We start from the raw sequence: 19,560 nt of genomic DNA on the forward strand, positions 1-19,560 counted from the left end.
AGGCGCAAAGCGCTCACCTGAACGCTTTGCATAGGAGAGCCAGCACCGAAACATAGACTGTCGATAGCAAGACCTGTTATCCATGGCTGTTCAAATCCAACGATTTCAATAGGAGCGGTAAATTCCCCCTCACTAGTCGTCTTAACGATTGAAAAGAGTAATTACCTTCTCAACTAACGGCATTTTTGCACCTTATTTTTCTTTAATATAGGCTAAAAAGTAAAATAAGGGCATTATTGCATCTTATTTTTCGAAAAGCACGCTGGAGTGGGTATTTTGGAAGATTTAAGGTACAATATTGCACTTAATCTCCACTAACCCTTAGCTGCAGAGGATTTAAGGTACAAAAATGCCGTTAATTACACGTCGATGCTTCTTCTTATGTAGACTCTCTTATTTCTTGGCTATGTTTGTTTTTTTAATGCGTTCTATTATAGATGCGCCTATTTTTATATAAGCGTTATGTACTGTTGAACGCAAAAAAGCAGGTCCATGGTGCCCGGACCTGCTCTTGCTCTACTACAGCCCGCCCCCGGCGGCTGTATCCATGTTCTCCTGCCGCGCGATCCACGTCAGGCAGGCCGCTCGCAGCAGCGCCTCGGTCCGCTGACCGGCGCTGCAAAAGATCCCGCTGAGGCCGATCTCATACAGATCGGCCAAGGCCGGCGCCGCCGCAGCTCCGGCGGCGAACACCACAGCCGCCGGCCGCACGCGGCGCACGGCGGCCAGGACCTGGCCCGCCGCGGCGACGAAGTCTTGCGCGGCGTTCTCCCCCGGCGCGGCTTCTGCCGCCGCGCCGTCCAGCACAAGGAAATCGGCGATACGCGCGATTTCCCCGGCGGCGGCACGCTCGGCATCGGGCGCGATCAGCGCCCCGATGCGGCAAGCCGCCGCAAAAGCGTGGCCGAGTGTCTGATCGGCCACTTCTTCGATGAATTCGCGCTGTGCCGCGAATTCGGCCGCGCTGACGGGTGACAGCGCCAGCAGATCCAGGCGGCATTCGCCGCCTAGGCGCTGCCGCTCCGCCACCGCAGCGAACAGCGCTTCCAGCTGCGCATCCTGCAGCGCAGCCAGCCGGGACCGCCGTCCCGCAAGCTCCGGCGGGGATAGCAGGGTGACGGCGGCCCAGTCGCCGTCCGGGGACTCCAGCAGCTCGGCGGCTTCAGCCCGCAGCCGATAGTAAATGCGCTGGAGCGCACGTTCTGCTGGCTGGCCGTCCTCACTGGTCAGCCAGCTGTCATATAAGCTGGCCAGCTCTGGAGCCAGCAGCCATTCCTCGCTGCGGATCAGGCAGGGCCCGCCAGGCGTAGTCCGGACCTCCGGACGCGGGTCCGGGCGCTCGTTTCGACCGTCTCGCAGCACCAGAAAGGAGGGCTGCAGGCCGGTACGCTTGAAATACGTGCGGTTCAGCGGCAGCGCTGCTTCCCTACGTACGCTGGCTACTTCAGGTTCTGTAGTTGATGGAATTACGGGACCCTTTTGAGACAGGTCTACTTCATGCACCTGCTCATCTGCGCTATTCATTAACGGGCGCTCCTCATTCTTTTGGCTTTGATCCTGCTGCTGACGTTCACCCTTCATTTCCGCACCCACCTTTTCAGCTTTTGGTTCCTACCGGTACCTCATGAGACAACTTCCTTATTACCGGCAGTTTCATGCTTCACTTATAAATACTGGGATGGAGCTGGAAATATGCAAGCGTTGCCAAATCCAGCCGGAACGGACAAAACCAAAAAAAACATCCCGACTACGAAGAATCCCCCTTCTTCGAGAAGAGCTGGCAGTCTATTACCCCAGGGAACCGGGGTGAGGACTGCCAGCTGCTTGGAAAAAGGCTGATAACCAAGTAGCACAGGATGCTTGGTGGAAGAGGATTACTGCTGACTCGCAGCGATAGCCTGTTCCAGATCATATAGAATATCGTCAATGGATTCGGTACCAATCGACAGACGAAGCAGTTCAGGCGTTACCCCTGCCGAAGCTTGCTCCTCATCTGACAACTGCTGGTGAGTCGTGCTGGCAGGGTGAATAATCAGCGACTTGGAATCGCCGACATTCGCCAAGTGTGAGAACAGCTTCACGTTCTCGATCACTTTGCGTCCAGCATCGCTGCCGCCCTTGATACCAAACGTAAGAATGGCACCTTGGCCCTTCGGCAGATACTTCTGTGCCAGCTCGTAGGATGGATGGCTTGGCAGACCGGAGTAGCTAACCCATTCTACCGCATCATGGGCTTCCAGATACTGCGCCACCTTCAGAGCATTTTGGCTATGGCGTTCAAGACGCAGATGCAGTGTCTCCAGACCTTGCAAAAGCAACCAGGAGTTGAAAGGCGAGATCGATGCTCCCAAATCACGCAGCAATTGAACGCGTGCTTTGATAATATAAGCGATCGGACCTACAGCTTCCGTATAGACTACACCATGGTAGCTTGGATCTGGCTCGGTCAGGCCCGGGAATCTGCCGCTGGCCTTCCAGTCGAACTTGCCGCCATCTACAATGACGCCACCAATAGATGTACCGTGACCACCAATAAATTTGGTCGCAGAATGCACCACGATATCCGCACCATGTTCAATCGGACGCAACAGATACGGGCTCGGGAAGGTGTTGTCCACAATCAGTGGAAGACCGTGCTCATGGGCAATCGCTGCAACCGCTTCGATATCCAGGACGTTCCCCTGTGGATTACCAATAGTCTCTGCAAAGATGGCTTTGGTCTTCTCGTTAATCGCACTACGGAAGTTCTCCGGGTTATCGGAATCCACAAAATTAACCTTAATACCCAGCTTCGGAAGCGTGGTTGAGAACAAATTATATGTACCACCGTAAAGACTGGCAGAAGAAACGATTTCATCTCCCGCGCCAGCAATATTCAAGATAGAGAAGGAAATAGCCGCCGAGCCAGAAGCCGTTGCCAGCGCGCCTGCTCCGCCTTCAAGCGCCGCAATCCGCTGCTCAAATACGTCAGTAGTCGGGTTCATGATACGGGTATAGATGTTGCCAAACTCCTTCAGCGCGAACAGGTTAGCAGCATGCTCCGCATCGCGAAAGCCGTAAGAGGTTGTCTGGTAGAGCGGTACGGCACGGGACAAAGTAGTGGGATCGATCTCTTGGCCGGCATGAACGGCCAACGTTTCAAAGGACTGCTTGCGTTCTTCTGACATAGGTATTTCCTCCTTATAATTTAAAAAATAATGATTTCAAATAATTGGTTGGACTTATTTTCTCACAAACCTTGTTATTTGAAAAGAAAAAATTCTCATTATTCCGGTATGGATTATTGATTTTTCGCAAAAAAACACCCTTCTTCCTTCCAAGGGTTAAGAAAGCGCAAACAAATATAGGTTTTCACCACTTAAAGAGAACTCTATCACGAACCGATTATGGAAGTCCTGCTGACAGGGCATCTGACACCCCATGCTTCAGGCAGCTGTTAAAGAGGTTGAATACATGTTACAACAGGCCGCAGTGCTTGTCCAACCTTTATGTTAGAAGCAGCTCCCGCGAATAACAGAAAAGGCTGCCCCGCGCCTTCCTCAGGCAAGCAGGACAACCTTCCTTTTTACTCTCGATAATTTTATCTGCGCCCTTACGGCTGCTGCTGTGTGAGAGATTGAACATCCACGAACGGGGTAGCCCCTCCTGTCACGGTAGGCAGGACACCATTCCATTTATCGAGCGCCTTCTCCTGTACCTCAATCTGCTTCAGCTGCACCAGTTCAGGAGTAACCTCCTGCTTCTTGAGCCGCAGCGATTCTGCTTCGGCCTGTGCCTGAGCTACTTTCTGCTTTGCCTCAATCTCGATCCGCCGCAGATCATTCTCGGCCTTGAGCGCCTGCTGCTGGGCGACCTGCTTAGCTTCTATTGACTGATTGAAAGCGTCGGAGAATTTAAAGTTAACAATGTTAATATCATTAACGATCAGATCGTATTTAGCCAAACGGGTCTTGAGCTGGTCGCTAACCTCCCCGGACACCACATCACGGCGTGTGATCAGATCCTCGGCAGGATATTTGGCAGTGACTTCCTTGACAATCTCCTGAATGGCCGGACTGATGATGACCGTATCATAATTACCCCCTATATTGTTCATCAGGTGAAAGACAGAAGCTTTGTTCACCGAATAGTTGACCGCCACATGAGTTGATACCGGCTGCAGATCTTTGGAAGACGCAGAGGTATCGGTCTCGGATTTGGTGACTTGTGTATTGACCTGAATGACAGTCTGGATAAACGGAATTTTAAAATGAATACCCGGCGCCAAGGTATTATCATTTAGCTTGCCGAAGGTTTTGTACAAACCGACATGACCATATTCCACCGAAGCGTATGCATTAGTTCCAAGCACAGCTACAACCAGTACAGCGACAATACCACCAATTAGTTTGCCCGGGTGGAACTGCTTTGTCTTTGGGTTCAACTCCACATTCATTTAATCTCCTCCTGCTTATCATGAGCAGCCGGTAGCCCAGCTGCTGGCTTAACCCTCTATACGGTGGTTGTAACCGATCAGTTTCAATAAATTGGATCTCAACAAAAACAGCCCTTTCCTCCAAGGAAAGAGCTGTTTCATTCAGGTCTGAAAATATCAACACCTGGTTGTTCATATAGTCTAATGACCGCCGGATAAGGATAAGCCAACCCGCTTAAGCAGGCGTGAGCTTTCTTCATTCAGTCCTGTGATGATAACCTTCTTGTCATGCTGAGCATATTTGCCGATGATCTTCGCAATTGCACTCACTGCCGACTGGTCCCAAACATGCGAATGCGAGAAGTCGATGGTGATCTCCGTCGGGTCGGCTTCATATTGAAAGTGTTGAACGAAATGGCTTGTTGTGCCAAAGAATAATTGACCAGATACCGTATAGGTTCTGAAAGAAGAGGCTTCCTGAACGGTAACACGGATCGAGGCGATTTTCCAGGCAAACGACAAGGCACTAAGCAATACGCCGAACAGCACACCAATGGATAAATTGTCCGTTGCTACTACTGTAACCACGGTTACGATCATCACCAGCGCATCGCTCACAGGAACGCGGGCCAATGTCTTGAGCGCACCCCACTCAAAGGTGCTGATTGAGACCATAAACATTACACCTACAAGTGCGGCCATTGGAATCTGCTTGACGACATCCCCGAGAACGAGGATCAGGAACAACAAGAAGATACCTGATACGAATGTGGACAGACGGGTGCGCCCACCGGATTTCATATTAACCATAGATTGGCCGATCATTGCACAGCCTGCCATGCCGCCGAAAAATCCGGTCACAACATTCGCCAGACCCTGACCTTTCGCTTCCCGGTTCTTGTCACTCTCAGTGCTGGTAATATCATCAATCAGCGTCGCCGTCATCAGTGATTCCAGCAAGCCGACAACCGCCAGCGAAAGGGAGTAAGGCAAGATAATCAGCAAGGTATCCAGTGTAAAAGGCGCCTGGGGAATATGAAATACTGGCAGTGCCGCCGTAATATTGCCCATATCCCCTACGGTTTTCACATCCAAATGCAGTGAAATGCTGAGAATCGAAACTGCGATTATTGCAAATAGAGCTGACGGAATGACTTTGGTGAACTTCGGTACCACATAGATAATAACCAATGTCAGAGCCACCAGGCCGTACATGATCCAGCCTTGTCCTTTGAAATGTGTGAGTTGGGCCATAAAGACCAGGATCGCCAAAGCATTTACAAATCCGGTCATTACCGGTTGTGGCACAAAAGTAATGAACCGGCCCAGCTTAAGGGTACCCATCAAGATCTGGATTAGGCCTGCCAACACGGTGGCAGCGAACAGATACTCGATCCCGTGCTGAGCAACCAAAGTGCCGACCAGAATTGCCATTGCTCCCGTAGCCGCCGAGATCATACCGGGTCTTCCTCCCGCAAATGCTGTAATGATTGCAATGCAAACTGAAGCGTACAGTCCCACCATCGGACTGACTCCCGCCAGAATGGAGAAAGCGATCGCTTCCGGAATGAGCGCAACGGCTACCGTCATTCCGGAAAGAATATCGCTGCGGGTGTTGGAGAACCACCCATTATTCAATGTAAGCTGCTTCAAGATTCTGTGATCCTCCTATGTTGTTAAGGGTATTAAGGGCTTTTCTTGTAAAGCCCAAGTCCGGTGCAACGCTGATGCCAATTATTGTACCCGACTACCCGTCACCTTCACAAAAAGACATTGCCACCTTGTAAGCGCTTATAGCTCTCCATTGCTCTCGTATTCTGCAAATTTATCTTAAATCCAGTATATTTAATGGCGTTACATATAAATTATTGTTTGTATAAGCCCGAAGCCTTCACTTGATCGAAGAACGTGTTGAATTCATCAATATTCAACTGCTGCTGCGCATCAGACAATGCTGTGGCCGGATCAGGGTGCACCTCAACCATAATGCCGTCGGCACCGGCAGCAAGTGCAGCTTTGGCACAAGGCACCAGAATGTCCTTGCGTCCTGTGGAGTGGGTGACATCCACCAGCACCGGCAAATGACTCTCCTGCTTCAAGATCGGTACAGCTGAAATATCTAGTGTGTTGCGGGTCCACTTTTCGTATGTGCGGATGCCGCGTTCAATTAGCATAACCTGAGTGTTGCCGCGCGACATGATGTATTCTGCTGCGTGCAGGAATTCTTCCATCGTGGCCGCGAGTCCACGCTTCAGCAATACTGGCTTGTTCAGTTCTCCCGCTGCTTTTAGCAGCTCGAAGTTCTGCATGTTGCGGGCACCAATCTGAATAATATCCACATAGTCCAGGGCTGGCTCCAGATGGGCCGGGTCCACAATCTCGCTGATCGTCAGCAAGCCGTATTCGTTCGCCGCTTCACGCAGAATCCGCAAGCCATCCATGCCAAGACCCTGGAAATCATACGGAGAGGTCCGAGGCTTGAACGCTCCGCCGCGCATGACGCGAATTCCGGCTTTTTGTAAGGCTGCCGCTACGGTACGGGTCTGAAGCTCGCTTTCTACCGAACAAGGTCCGGCCACCATCAGGGAAGACAGGCCGCCCACGGTTACATCACCAGGAAGCGTAATGACTGTGTCCTCTTGCTGGCTTTTCCGACTAACCAGAAGAGTCTTCTTGTGTTCTGCCGATTGCAGGTCAAGGGAGGCTGAGAATATTTGCTTGAACAAGCTACGGATCGTACTGTCGGTAAACGGTCCCTTATTGCTCGCTACCAGCTTCTCTAACATTTGCTTCTCCCGCTCAGGATCGAACTTCGGCACGCCCTGCTTTTCCTTTAAGGTACCGATCTCCTGAACAATCTTTGCCCGCTCGGAAATCAGCTCCAGCAACTGACCATTAATTCCATCCAGACGCTCTCTCAGCTCATCCAATTCAACATTACTCATACCTTCCACTCCTCTTCTTGAAACGCAAAAAGGCCCCCGTCGCAAGGGACGAGGAGCCGTGGTACCACCCTTATTTAGAATGACCTCCGGTAATCGGCATTTCCAAAGAAACCTGGCGGTTGCTTCTGCCGCGAAAGAACATTCTGTCTTTCACCCGGTAACGCGGGGTGCGGGCCACCCTACCCATGCTTTTGCCGATTGGCAAAGGCACTTCAGGGGCCGACTCGGAAGTGAACTTCGGCGCTGGTCGTCTCATGAGGGTGCTCTCAGTCTCCGGCACGCCTTCCCTGTTAAGATCCGCTTCTTGCGCTTACTCTCTTCGTCATTGTCCTTGCCTGTATATCAGCATATTATACGCTGGTTTCTGCTATCTTAATCAAAAATCAAGCCAGTTGCAAGAGGTTCATTTAACGCTTTGTCGCTTCACTCAATCAAGAATACGTAACACACCTTGTCAGACTCAATCCTCTCGCGAATACATGTTTTGATCCTGTAGTCGAATCAGTACTTTACCAAAGCGTCCCCCCTCCTGAATGACTACTTTGCCGGTCGGATAGGCTTGCTCCAAATAGTCAGCAATGATATTCCGATTCCGTTCATCTACAGGCAGACGGTGATTGCGAAGCCAAGTCAGTGCTTCCTGCAACGCCGCTTCTCTCGTGACTTCAGTTGTTTTCGTTTCCCGCGTGATCAGCGATTCGTATGCATAACCTTTAAGATACAGCAGGTGCAGCAAGTATCCCATTTCCATATGTTTCGTATGGAAGGGCTGACCGGTGACAAGCGGCCAGATTTCCTTCACCAGGCTATGCTCTGGAGGACTTGCTGGCATACTGATATAACAGAACTTCCGAGCGCATTGAAGTACCTTTTCCACGCTATCCCAATTGTGAATGACCGGGCACATCGAGACAAAGACAAGATCGAAGGCCTCGTTCCAGCCTTTGGCCTGCACGTCGATATCTTCAAAAGGTTCGGGTACAATCCTCACCCCGTCTTCGGCGAACTTCGAGATGTTTTCTTTCAACAATTCAACCTGTGGAGGAGAGGTTTCTACGGCGGTTACATGGGCTCCGCGCTCCGCAAACGGCACCGTGAATACTCCCGATGCAGCGCCAATATCCAGAACAGAGGTATTTTCGAATGTAACGCCTTGCCCTTCAAGCCAGTTCATGATCCGTTGGGTTCGTTTTCTGCCTTCTTCGCTAAACGATTGTTCGTTGAAAGTCTTGGCTTTATGGTCAAAAGATCTGGTAGGATCGATTCCCGCCTTCTGTATCTTCTTTAAGACAGAATCGTCTTTCCATGCTTTTTCCCAGTTAGCTGCATCAAAAAAATTATTCATAGTTGTTCCTCACTCTTTCTATATGGTTTATGGATTTCTTAAACAGACAGCTACTCTCAACCTGCCGCCTGTTCATGTTTCAGATACTTCTTCATGGATCTATAATATCCATAATTAGAGTGCAAGAAGTGCATCACTTCTTGTTCACATCATGACTGCAACGCTTGGACGCCTCATCCAATACCGACTGAATCGTATGTTCCCGCAAGTATTGGTGAAGTTGTTGTTCCGCGCCGTTCATAACTTTTTCAACCAAACATTCATTTTTCTCCGAATGCTTCTGATCCCTCTGCACAGCTCCTTCATCCGCTAACAACTGATGCTGCTGCGAACTAGAATTCGAACATTCGAAAAGCTGCTGTCTTCCTTCAATCACCTGAATCACATCAAGAAACGTAATCTGATCCGCTGACCGGGCAAGCTCGTAACCGCCGTTCACCCCTGGCACAGCACGTACGATTCCATCCTGTCTCAGCTTGGACATGATTTTGGATAAGTAACTTTCAGAAACACCAAGTGCTCCCGATAGCTCCTTGATTCCGACGTTGTTGCAACGCTCCGAGTGTCCCAGATGAATTAAGGCGTGCAGGGCATAATCTGTACTTTTGGAAAACTGCAAGCTTCTCTCCTCCCTTCTCACAATCATCATTATTATAGACCTTTATTATCCATAATAAACGATTTCACTCTAAATGACAATGACCTGCTTGATCCGAACTTCGTTTCCAGTGGAGGGAGAAGATCGTCAGAGCTGTGTGTTCCCACTATTTCAGTTTATCTTTCTCCTAACGGTACGCCTAATACCGTAGCAAAAAGGACAGAATAAGCCTTTTTTCCGGCCCATCCTATCCTTCCCAGTTCTGCGCTCGCTTTTAAAAAAACTTGCGGATCACTCCCGTTAAGGTCTCGCTAGTGATCGGCTTGCTAATATATTCATCCATCCCTGCTGTAAGACACAGCTCCCGATCACCCTTCAGTGCATTCGCCGTTACCGCAACAATAATCGGATGCTGCTCCGGCGGGAGCGTCTCCTTGATGGACTTCGCAGCCTCCAGACCGTTCATGCGCGGCATCTGTATATCCATAAAGACCAGATCGAAAGATCCGCTGGTTATTCGCTGCATAACGACGGTTCCGTCAGCTGCCAGCTCCACGAAGTGCCCGCGTTTCTCCAGCATTTTTTTCAGAACAATCTGGTTAATCTCATTATCTTCGGCGACTAGAATCCGCAAGGGACGATCCTCGGCTCCAGTCATAGAGTGTGCGTCGTTCTGCCCTACTTCGGCTAGTGTGGCATCCTCGTCATCCAGAAAAACCGCGGTGAACACGAACGTGGTCCCTGACTCCGCTCTCCTGTGCAAGGTAATTTGTCCGCCCATAAGCTCCACCAGCTTCTTCGTGATGGCTAGTCCAAGCCCCGTCCCCTCATGCCGCCGATTCATAAAATGATCCAATTGGTAAAAGGGCTCAAACAAACGGTCCTGCAGTTCTTCCGGAACACCAATCCCGGTATCGGAGACGGAGAATTCCAGCTGGGTTCTGCCTTCTTTCCGCTCTGCGACCCTTACCTCCAGCACGATGCTGCCAGTATAGGTGAACTTGACCGCATTGCCCACCAAATTGAGCAATACTTGCTTAAGTCGCTCCCCATCTCCCCGCAGATGTGTGGGCACCTCAGCATTCACCTGAGTCTCGATGTGCAGTCCTTTATTCTCCGCTTTATGACATAGCACACTCATTACAGACGCAATGCAGAGCCGCAAATCGAAACGATCCTCGTGCAGCTCCGTCTTGCCGGCCTCAATTTTGGAAAAATCCAGAATATCGTTAATAATCGACAACAATGTATCTCCGCTCTGGCGGATAATCTCTAGGTATTCGTGCTGTACCGATTGCGGCTCGCTCATCTCCAGCAGCAGATCGGTCATCCCGATCACTCCGTTCATCGGTGTGCGGATCTCATGACTCATCATCGCCAGGAAGTCGCTCTTGGCGCGGTTCGTTTGCTCGGCCGTCTCTTTGGCAATCATGAGCTTCTTCTGCTCAGTAATATCTTTGACGATAATATAGAACCCTACCCGGTTTCCATTAATGACAATAGGTGCAATACTGGTCAGCACCTCAACCATATGACCATCCCTGTGTCTGATTCGGTCAATGTTCCGTTCTCCCCAGTGCTTCCCGGAAGTATGCTCCAGAATGTCATTCAGGTGCTCTGCTCCCACAATGTTCGATACGTTCATTCCAGCCAGCTCAGGGATCGTATATCCCGTCAATTCACAGGCCTTGTCGTTCCCATTGATGATATCGCCTTCCAGCCCCAGGGAAATCACCGCATCATGGTTATATTTCTTGAGGGATGTGTAGCGCTCCACGGATTCCTGCAGCTTCCGCTCTACTGTTTTGCGTTCTGTAATGTCGCGGCCTACCGCAACAATGCCACGAACGCCTTCCTCCTCCAGTACACGTAGCGTATACTCAATCCACAAATAATGCCCCTCCGCATGCCGGGTACGCAGTTGAACACTGCTATAAGCCAACGCGCCCGGCATCTGGAGCGCCATGAGATCATCTGGATGAATATAACTGCTGACATTTTGCCCTACCAGTTGTTCCGGCTCATAACCCAGCACTTCGTGAACAGAAGGCGAGCAGTACCGACAGAGGCTGTCCGGTGTCGCCACGTATACGACATCCCGGACTTTATCCGTAATCAGCCGGAACAAATCAGGGCTATCACATAGAAGATTCTCTTTGTATCCGGATTCTGATAGTCCCATTAGCAGCACCGTATAAAATAGAAGCTTCCCCGTCGACGGTTCATTGATCCGCGTGATCCGAATGCTTAAAGCAACAGGACTCATATCCTGATGCAACAGCTTCACCGTACACTCAAAAAAAGGGACCTCGCCCGCTGCCAGCGCTCCCATTCGTTTAAGATAAAGCTCCTTGTAGTCTTCGTGTAAAAACTCGCTCAATGGCCGTCCCAGTAGTTGCTCTTCTGAATAACCCAGCAATCCAGTTACACCAGAATTCACACTTGTCCAAGTTTCTTCCGGGGAGAGAAAAGCTTCACCTGCTCCTTCCCCGCCTTGCACGTTTTTTAACCGGGAATCTTCTTTATCCGACTGATGCCCCGTCATGTGTCCCACCGCCGTTTCGTGGAGTAAGGCTAGCATTAAGCAAGCTATTTAGTAGTTTAAATCTTTACTATAAATATCTGGTATAACTGCATGAAAGTCAATGTGAATAGAGGCGTTTATCGGCCCATAATAAACGTTAGTGATTACGATCCAAAGCATATAAAGAGAGGGACATCGGTTCCATCCGATCCCCCTCTCTTTTTTACATATTCTTTTAATTCATTCGCAGTGCCGTCGGTTCTTTAAACGCGACAAGATTACGCTCACCCTGTACGATAATAATCCCATTCTCAAGTATCGTTGGCCCGAACGATCGGCTTGTGAGGTTAATGTTTAATACAGGGGCAGCTGTAATCAGGTTGATCGCCGTCAGACTTCCGTCACTCTGTGCCACATACATGCCATGACCTAAAAGGTCAAAACGGGCAATAGAGTTGTTCAGCCCACTGTATGTAACGAGGGATTTATTAGCTGTTTTGACCCCATAGATCGCTGTTCCATTGCTGAATAATACCCTTCCATCGTATGGCCCTGCTGCATAATCCATATTCTCAGCTATAGAATAGTACTCCTTAGTAGCCTTGGCAGGATCTACATTCAACGGATAACTATATACGCTACGGTTCCCGTGAATATAAATCCGATCCCCGCCGATCCATGCTTTTCCTCCACTATTCAAACTCTCCTTGACTGCAGCTGTATCCAGATTGGTCGGGTTATATTCCACCGTCTTGATTACTTTCCCCGTCTTTGCATCAAGTGTATCCAGTGTGGTCACGGGCAAATGATCCAGCAAGGTGGGCTCTCTTTGTGAAAGAAGCGTGCCTGCTTGTGATGCTATCGGCAGATCATGGCGACTACTATCCCAAAGTTGTTTCCCGCTGTATCGGTCAAACGCATGCAAGACATTGTATGAATAGGCACCAGATACCTCATTTTGAGCCAAAATAAGGTCATCCTCCACCTTGATCTGATCGAATAGCTTTTCACTGAGCTGATCACGCCACTGGAATTGGCCATTTTTCAGATTGTAAGCGCCAATATCACCATTGCTCACAAACAACTGATCCTTATTAACAACCAGTAGTTTGGCATCCTTGCTATTCACCGACGAAGTCCACTTGTTTTTGCCACTTGCAGCATTAACAGCATAGAGAGTTCCCGCTTCCGATGAAATGTACACTATGCCATCCTGATAGAGCAGCGGCGCTGTTAACTTAGAGCCATATTTCCACATGATTGTACCGGACTGCACATTAATAGCAAGGAGTTGCCCCTTCTGAATTGCATAGACCTTCCCATCTCCAACAGTAATAACCCCATCGCCCATCCTGTAGTATGGCGGCGGAGTATCCATGGTGTTGCTCCATAGAACATCAGGCGAGGGTAAATTGGAATAATAGCTACCTAAATTTGAACCAATGTAAGAAGTAGGTGAGTCCGCTGCAACAGACTGGACGGGACCTGCAACAAGCAGTATTCCCAATGTGGCTACAGTCGCATGAATATAGGATTTCATTCTTTTTCTTAGTGCCATACCTACTTAACGCCTCCTCTAATGAGCGATTAATTCCTCCTCGTTTTGCTATAATTTAGAATATAACGAAAACCCAAATAATTACAGTAATATGTCACACAAACATAAAAACAATAACTCACAAACTTACAATTCGTAAGTGATTATGATATAATGCATGTATTGCATCCATACGGACATGCTTTAACCAATTAATCTATGAATAGCAAGGAGTTCGGAAGAATGAGTAATCCTATACAACAAGAGGCTGTACCTGAATTTGAATTTGGCATTTATACGCTTGGAGATATTGTGACCGACTGTCACACTGGAAAAACGATTTCCCCGCAACAGCGGCTGGATGAGGTGATTGCTGCCGCCAAGCTAGCTGATGAGGCAGGACTTGATATCTTTGGTGTCGGGGAGCATCACCGGCTGGATTTTGTCATCTCCTCGGTGCCTGTCGTCCTGGCGGCTGTGTCCCAGGTCACACGCCGAATCAAGCTGACCAGCGCCACTACCGTGCTTAGTACGATTGATCCCGTCCGGGTCTTCGAGGATTTTGCCACACTTGACCTGCTGTCCAATGGACGGGCCGAGATCATCGCCGGGCGCGGCGCTTTTCTCGAATCTTTTCCTCTGTTCGGTTATGACCTTGAAGACTATCATCGCTTGTTCGCCGAGAACATTCAGCTCCTTCTAGAGCTGAATCAACATGAGATTATCAACTGGGAGGGTTCGTTCCGCTCTTCTCTCAGAAATGCAGAGATTGCGCCTCGTCCTGTACAGCATAAGCTTCCGCTCTGGGTTGGGGTCGGAGGATCACCCGAGAGTGCCGAGAAAGCCGGTGCACTGGGTGCAGGGTTGGCCATTGCGATCCTGAACGGAAATCCAGCACCTTTCAAGGAGCTTGCCGATAGCTATCGCCGTTCCGGTGTGGAGGCCGGCCATTCCCTCGAATCTCTGAAGATTGCTATAACAAGTCATGGCTATATTGCGAATACTACGCAGCAGGCGCTAGATGAATTTTATCCATACTATCACAGCTACCGTAATTCTATCAGCCCGAGCCGAGACCAGCGATATACAGTGTCTCGCAGCGAGTTCGGTCAATACGCCGCCTTCGATAATACCTTGGCTGTGGGCAGTCCTCAGCAAATTATTGAGAAAATCCTCTATCAGCATGAACTGTTCGGACACAACCGCTTCATGACTCAACTGGATATCGGCGGACTTCCTTTCAGCAAGGTGGCATCGGCTATCGAACTGCTGGCCACCGAAGTAGCCCCTGTCGTACGGCGGGAAATTGCCAAAAAGACCTCTCCAGCCTCCCTATAAAAGGGTCTTCTGCCTGATTTTTTTGCAGCGTCTCCATGGTATAATCTATAGCTTCACGGGCTTTATCTAATTCCTTGATTCATGAATTGGGTAAAGAACCCAAGGCTGGTTCTTACCGATTCAGCCCCAGAATATCTCCCGGAAGCGAGGTACCTATGAAGAAACTATTAGGCATTGCTATGTTGGCCTTATGCATATTCAGCATAGGGCTGCAGCCTCCCAAAGCCGCTGCCGCGGTCAGCTATACTGCCAAGGTAAATGCTGATTCTCTGAATGTGCGCAGCGAGCCGGCCAAGAATGCAGTCATCACGGGGACATTGAAGAGCGGTATGGTGGTAAGTGTCACAGACGAACAGCATGGCTGGCTAAAGGTCAAATCCGGTTCAACTTCCGGCTGGGTTGCTGGCTACTACCTTCAGAAGACGAGCGGTACGCCCACTGCCGGAACGAGCACAGCGGTCAAGGCAACACCAACAGTCAAGACTTCCACTGGAAACAGCGTGAGCGCCAAAGCAACGGTTACTGCAAGCTCCCTGCGAATTAGGAGTGGCCCAGGCACCAGCTATAGCGCGCTGGGTTCATTGCAAGCGCAGGATACGGTAACCATCCTGCAACGTCAGAACGGATGGCTCAAAATCCGCACAGCCAGCGGAGATACCGGCTGGGTCGCGGATCAATACATCCGTAGCGGAGCAAACTCCACAAGCAGCGCTCCACCTCCTTCTTCCGGCGGCCTGAAGGGCAAGCTGATCGTGGTCGACCCCGGCCATGGCGGAAGTGACCCTGGCATGCTGGGCACTACCTACGGGACCTTGGAAAAGGACCTGAACCTGCAGACGGCCTTCTATGTCCGTGACTACCTGCGGGCGGCAGGCGCCCGGGTCGAGATGACCCGTACGAAAGACGTGAAGCCTTCACTGGCTCAGCGTGCTGCGCTCGGCAAGACGCTTGGGGCGGATGCATTTGTGAGCATCCATTATAATTCTTCACCGAAGAAAATTTCCGGAACATTGACCTTCTACTATTCCGAAGGCACTGACCTCAGGCTGGCTCGGGCGATTGAAGCCCGGTTGGGACAAGGCATCGGCCTGAAGAGCAACGGCGTGTCCTTCGGTGATTATCACATCCTTAGAGAGAATCCGATTCCTTCAGCTCTGATGGAGTTGGGCTTTCTCACTAACCCCTCTGATGAGGCGATGGCCCGCACAGCCTCCTATCAGAAAAAAGCCGCCCAGGCTATCGCCAACGGGCTGGCCGATTACTTCAGACGCTAAATTATTCGCATACTGCATATCAAAAGCCCAGGCCACTTATCCGTTCTACAAGGATAAGTGGCCTGGGCTTATTTATGGAGCTTTATTTTTTTAATACAGCATCTCAATGACCAAGAATAAGTTCAGGAGAACCACCAGCGCGGAGATAATCCAGCCTGTGATGGAGGTAATCCGCAGATTGACCAGTCCACCCATAATTTCACGGTTGCTTGTGAAGATAATCAAAGGAATGAGTGCAAAAGCAATCCCGAACGACAGCACCACCTGACTCATAATCAGCGCGTCTGTTGCGTTCACACCGGCAATAATAATGGCGAGTGGTGGAATCGTGGAAATCGCCCGGCGCAGGTACAAATTGATTCTTTTATTGATGAAGCCCTGCATAACAACATCTCCGGCCATGGTGCCCACTGAAGAGCTGGACAATCCGGCAATGAGTAGCCCAAGTCCAAAGGAAACGGCGGTAACAGGTCCGGCTAGCTCACGGAATTGATGAAAAGCAACATCAAGGTCTTCAACCACCATCCCGTTCTTGAAGAACAATGCCGCGGAGACTACAATCATCGCCATGTTGACCGCACCCGCAATGATCATAGCGATGATAATATCCGCCAGTTCCAGCTTGAAGATCTTCTTCTTCTCCGCTTCATCCCGGCCGACCACACGATCTTGCGTCAGCGAGGAATGTAGGTAGATGGCATGTGGCATTACCGTTGCGCCCAGAATACCTGCGGCCAATAGAATACTGTCTACACCATCGAATCTGGGGGTAAACATGCCTACGGCTACTGCGCCCATATCCGGTTTGGATACAATCACTTGGAAAGTAAACGCCAGCACGACGATTAATACCATGGCCCCTATTCCCGCTTCTAATGAACGATACCCGCGCCGCTGCAGCTCTAGTATAGCAAACGACCCAACTGCGGTAATCAAAGCGGCCGGTAACATCGGGATGCCGAATAATAAATACAACCCTAAGGCTGCCCCTATAAACTCAGCCAAATCTGTAGCGATAATTACAAGTTCACTTTGAATCCAGAGGAAAATCGATACGCCCTTCGGAAAACGGTCATGCGCAATCTCTGGCAAGTTCTTGCCGGTAGCGATGCCCAGTTTGGCTGACAGTGATTGGATCAATACCGCCATCAGATTCGATGCGACAATCACCCATAATAGCAGATATCCATATTTGGACCCCGCAGTAATATTGGTGGCAAAATTACCGGGATCGAGATAGGCAACCGCTGCTATAAAGGCAGGTCCGAGAAAAGGTAGTAGCCGTTTCAGGCCTTTGACTTCTCCGTCCAATACAGCTTGTGCAGATATTTTAACTTTCTTTTCTTTTATCAACTTTTGTTCCACAACTTGTTGCTCCAACATATCTATCCCTCCTCTTGCCCGGGAAAGTTGTCTATATACACGAAAGTTTCCTCGATGCAACTTTATAGTTGAATTATAGTCCCTTCCATGTAAAATGTAAATAGATTTTCATTTCAAATATTTTCATTTTAAATTCATTTATATAAGATGAACTTAAGATCCTAACGTAAGGCTCCGTCGTCGCTGCGGTGGAATGTTTGGACTTCCGGTCGCTGTTGTCCCCAGATTTCCTTTATTAACCTCTTCTTGCGGTTGAAATCTGGAGAGCTTATGCTTCCGATGCGAGCTTTCCTGCGGAAAGCTTTCAGGCGAACGCTGCGCTCCTACAGTTCCAAACTTCCCCCTTCGCTCCTCCTCGCTTTTCGTTTCTTTCTTTTGTTCATCTTATATATTTCTTCTTCCCTAAGGAGAGCTTATCAATCATATAACCGGTCAAGGCATTCAGATGGTTACCGATAGGTATGCCTGTTTCCTGTTCCACCTTCCGAGCCGCAGGAGCCATGGAGAGCTGGGCAGCAACGATGCGAACACCTGGGTTCTCCTGCGCCGCTTGCTTTAAGCCAGACGACACTAGTGCGGTGTACTCATCCTTTTTCCCCTGCATGATCAGACTGAACGTATGCTCCAGCATGCGGGCTTCTGCAAGCACCGTATGACGCGCCGCCTGGCAATAATGTTGGAACTGTTCCATCGTCCCTTTAACCGTATTGGGATTGGTGAAAATGAACAGGACAGGTTCAGCAGAGCGACAGATATCCTGAAATAACGGGTCATCTATCTTTATGACGGGAATGGGCAATGGGTGAAGATTTTCCCGATATACTGCGGTAAAAAAAGTGCAGGTAATCAGAATGGCATCCACATGACAACCCGAAATCCAATGTAGGGTCTCTCTCACCTTGGTTTCCACAGTTTCATTATTAAAATCAGCGTCCATTTTTATGCGATCAAGGCCTGGATCTACAAAATGTACCAGCTCCACCTCATAGCCGGACAAAGCATTCTCGATGTGCTCAATATTGGAATAATGCGCGTGATAACAGCCTATTCTTGCCATAAGGATTTTGCCCCCCTCTAAAATACATAAATCGTAAAACAAAAGGTCCCCTTCACACAAGTGAAAGGAACCTTTTAGACAACATCTATAGATTAACTCAATGCTTTTGACTTGATAAAAAAGAAAGTACCGCCGCTTCTGCTTCGTCCAAGTTATTGACCGATAGCGTAATACGCTCGACATTCTCATACTGATTGGAGGAATGGTCATACTTGGGATCATAGTAATGTTCCAGCAGCAGTGCAACTGCCTCTCCGAACCTATCACTTTGCAAATTCCGTTCAATCTCTGCCGCAATCGGAATATGGATCCGGGATTTAATGCTCCGAAAAGCTGAAATACACTGGTCCTTAAAAAGCTCCGGCTGGTAATCCTCCAGAATCTGTTGCACTCTGGCCTCCATCGGCAGCTCTATCCAGATCTGGGTCCCGGTTTCTTTCTGCTGGGCCATGAACTGCGGCATGACCACCTTGCCGATCTTCTTGCTCTCCGCTTCAAACAGAACATAAGGGGAATGCTCCAGAGCAATTAACTCCTCCATTAGCAGACTGTCAAAGGTCTTCTGATTGTGCGGATGCAGTCCAATCTGCCCGAAGATGGAGCCTCTATGCCCAGCCATGCCTTCCAAGTCCAGAACGGGATGACCGGATGCTTTTAAGCGATGCAAAAGATTTGTTTTCCCTGTACCGGTATTGCCATGAATCACATAAGACTTTGGCTTGAAGTCATAATTCTCCAGCTCATCCAGCACCCACTTACGATAGGCCTTATAGCCGCCAGTCAGCCGGTAAGCATGAATATCCATCAGAGAAAGCACAGTGGCCGTTGTACGGCTTCTCATGCCGCCCCTCCAGCAGAACACAGCCTTGTCCCCCTGGATGGCAGCGAACTCTTTGATGAAGGTCGGCAACTTTGCCGAGACAATCTCCAGCCCCCGTTCTTTAGCGGCCTGCACACTGGTCTGCTTATAAAGCGTCCCTACTTCTGCCCGTTCCTGATCATCAAACAAAGGGATATTCAGGCTGCCCGGAAGCGTGGCATCCTTGTATTCGGAAGGAGACCGGACATCGATCACCGTAAATTGCTTTCTGTTCTTCAGTCTTCTCAAGTCTTCCAGCGAAATATCCTCAAACAATAGTCTCTCT

15 protein-coding genes are annotated in these 19,560 nt (G+C 49.6%); 2 read left to right on the top strand and 13 right to left on the bottom strand.

Translation table 11 applies throughout. The annotated features are described in order from the left end of the window. Positions 1-519: 519 nt before the first annotated feature. The 10 genes from AC3Y23_RS24640 to AC3Y23_RS24685 form a co-directional block, all read right to left on the bottom strand. On the bottom strand, positions 520-1,581 hold the full coding sequence (locus AC3Y23_RS24640; protein WP_379204103.1) for a hypothetical protein: 1,062 nt from the start codon (positions 1,579-1,581) through the stop codon (positions 520-522). A 293-nt stretch (positions 1,582-1,874) separates the two neighbouring features. After that, positions 1,875-3,167, bottom strand: a complete 1,293-nt coding sequence (locus AC3Y23_RS24645; RefSeq protein WP_379204105.1) for a homocysteine synthase — start codon at positions 3,165-3,167, stop codon at positions 1,875-1,877. Positions 3,168-3,592: 425 nt separating this feature from the next. Next, positions 3,593-4,435, bottom strand: coding sequence for a prohibitin family protein (locus AC3Y23_RS24650; RefSeq protein ID WP_379204107.1), 843 nt, complete (start codon positions 4,433-4,435; stop codon positions 3,593-3,595). A gap of 180 nt (positions 4,436-4,615) precedes the next feature. Next, on the bottom strand, positions 4,616-6,070 hold the full coding sequence (locus AC3Y23_RS24655) for a SulP family inorganic anion transporter (protein WP_379204259.1): 1,455 nt from the start codon (positions 6,068-6,070) through the stop codon (positions 4,616-4,618). A gap of 209 nt (positions 6,071-6,279) precedes the next feature. Further along, a complete protein-coding gene (locus AC3Y23_RS24660; RefSeq protein WP_379204109.1) occupies positions 6,280-7,359 on the bottom strand; it encodes a bifunctional 3-deoxy-7-phosphoheptulonate synthase/chorismate mutase in 1,080 nt (359 codons plus the stop codon). 70 nt (positions 7,360-7,429) lie between these two features. Beyond that, the gene (locus AC3Y23_RS24665; RefSeq protein WP_379204111.1) at positions 7,430-7,615 is read right to left on the bottom strand and encodes a hypothetical protein; all 186 of its coding nucleotides are present in this window, start codon (positions 7,613-7,615) and stop codon (positions 7,430-7,432) included. 204 nt (positions 7,616-7,819) lie between these two features. Next, the gene (locus AC3Y23_RS24670; RefSeq protein WP_379204113.1) at positions 7,820-8,704 is read right to left on the bottom strand and encodes a class I SAM-dependent methyltransferase; all 885 of its coding nucleotides are present in this window, start codon (positions 8,702-8,704) and stop codon (positions 7,820-7,822) included. 133 nt (positions 8,705-8,837) lie between these two features. After that, positions 8,838-9,323, bottom strand: a complete 486-nt coding sequence (locus tag AC3Y23_RS24675; RefSeq protein WP_379204115.1) for an RrF2 family transcriptional regulator — start codon at positions 9,321-9,323, stop codon at positions 8,838-8,840. A 253-nt stretch (positions 9,324-9,576) separates the two neighbouring features. Further along, positions 9,577-11,883 (bottom strand): PAS domain S-box protein, encoded by a 2,307-nt coding sequence (locus tag AC3Y23_RS24680; protein ID WP_379204117.1) that lies wholly within the window; start codon positions 11,881-11,883, stop codon positions 9,577-9,579. Positions 11,884-12,061: 178 nt separating this feature from the next. Next, positions 12,062-13,384 carry an outer membrane protein assembly factor BamB family protein gene (locus tag AC3Y23_RS24685; RefSeq protein ID WP_379204119.1) on the bottom strand — a complete coding sequence of 441 codons (1,323 nt, stop codon included), beginning with the start codon at positions 13,382-13,384 and terminating at the stop codon, positions 12,062-12,064. Positions 13,385-13,606: 222 nt separating this feature from the next. On the opposite strand from AC3Y23_RS24685, the gene AC3Y23_RS24690 reads away from it, so the two are divergent. Beyond that, on the top strand, positions 13,607-14,701 hold the full coding sequence (locus tag AC3Y23_RS24690) for an LLM class flavin-dependent oxidoreductase (RefSeq protein WP_379204121.1): 1,095 nt from the start codon (positions 13,607-13,609) through the stop codon (positions 14,699-14,701). Positions 14,702-14,856: 155 nt separating this feature from the next. Next, positions 14,857-15,975: an N-acetylmuramoyl-L-alanine amidase family protein gene (locus AC3Y23_RS24695; RefSeq protein ID WP_379204123.1), complete on the top strand. Its 1,119-nt coding sequence runs from the start codon at positions 14,857-14,859 to the stop codon at positions 15,973-15,975. A 90-nt stretch (positions 15,976-16,065) separates the two neighbouring features. Here the strand turns inward: AC3Y23_RS24695 and AC3Y23_RS24700 are convergent, their stop codons facing one another. The 3 genes from AC3Y23_RS24700 to mnmH all read right to left on the bottom strand — a co-directional run bounded on the left by AC3Y23_RS24700 (position 16,066) and on the right by mnmH (position 19,550). Further along, the gene (locus tag AC3Y23_RS24700; RefSeq protein WP_379204125.1) at positions 16,066-17,358 is read right to left on the bottom strand and encodes an Nramp family divalent metal transporter; all 1,293 of its coding nucleotides are present in this window, start codon (positions 17,356-17,358) and stop codon (positions 16,066-16,068) included. Positions 17,359-17,737: 379 nt separating this feature from the next. Further along, on the bottom strand, positions 17,738-18,415 hold the full coding sequence (locus AC3Y23_RS24705; RefSeq protein ID WP_379204127.1) for an aspartate/glutamate racemase family protein: 678 nt from the start codon (positions 18,413-18,415) through the stop codon (positions 17,738-17,740). 97 nt (positions 18,416-18,512) lie between these two features. After that, positions 18,513-19,550: a tRNA 2-selenouridine(34) synthase MnmH gene (gene mnmH / locus AC3Y23_RS24710; RefSeq protein WP_379204129.1), complete on the bottom strand. Its 1,038-nt coding sequence runs from the start codon at positions 19,548-19,550 to the stop codon at positions 18,513-18,515. Positions 19,551-19,560 lie beyond the last annotated feature (10 nt).

Source organism: Paenibacillus sp. MAHUQ-45 (assembly GCF_058133325.1).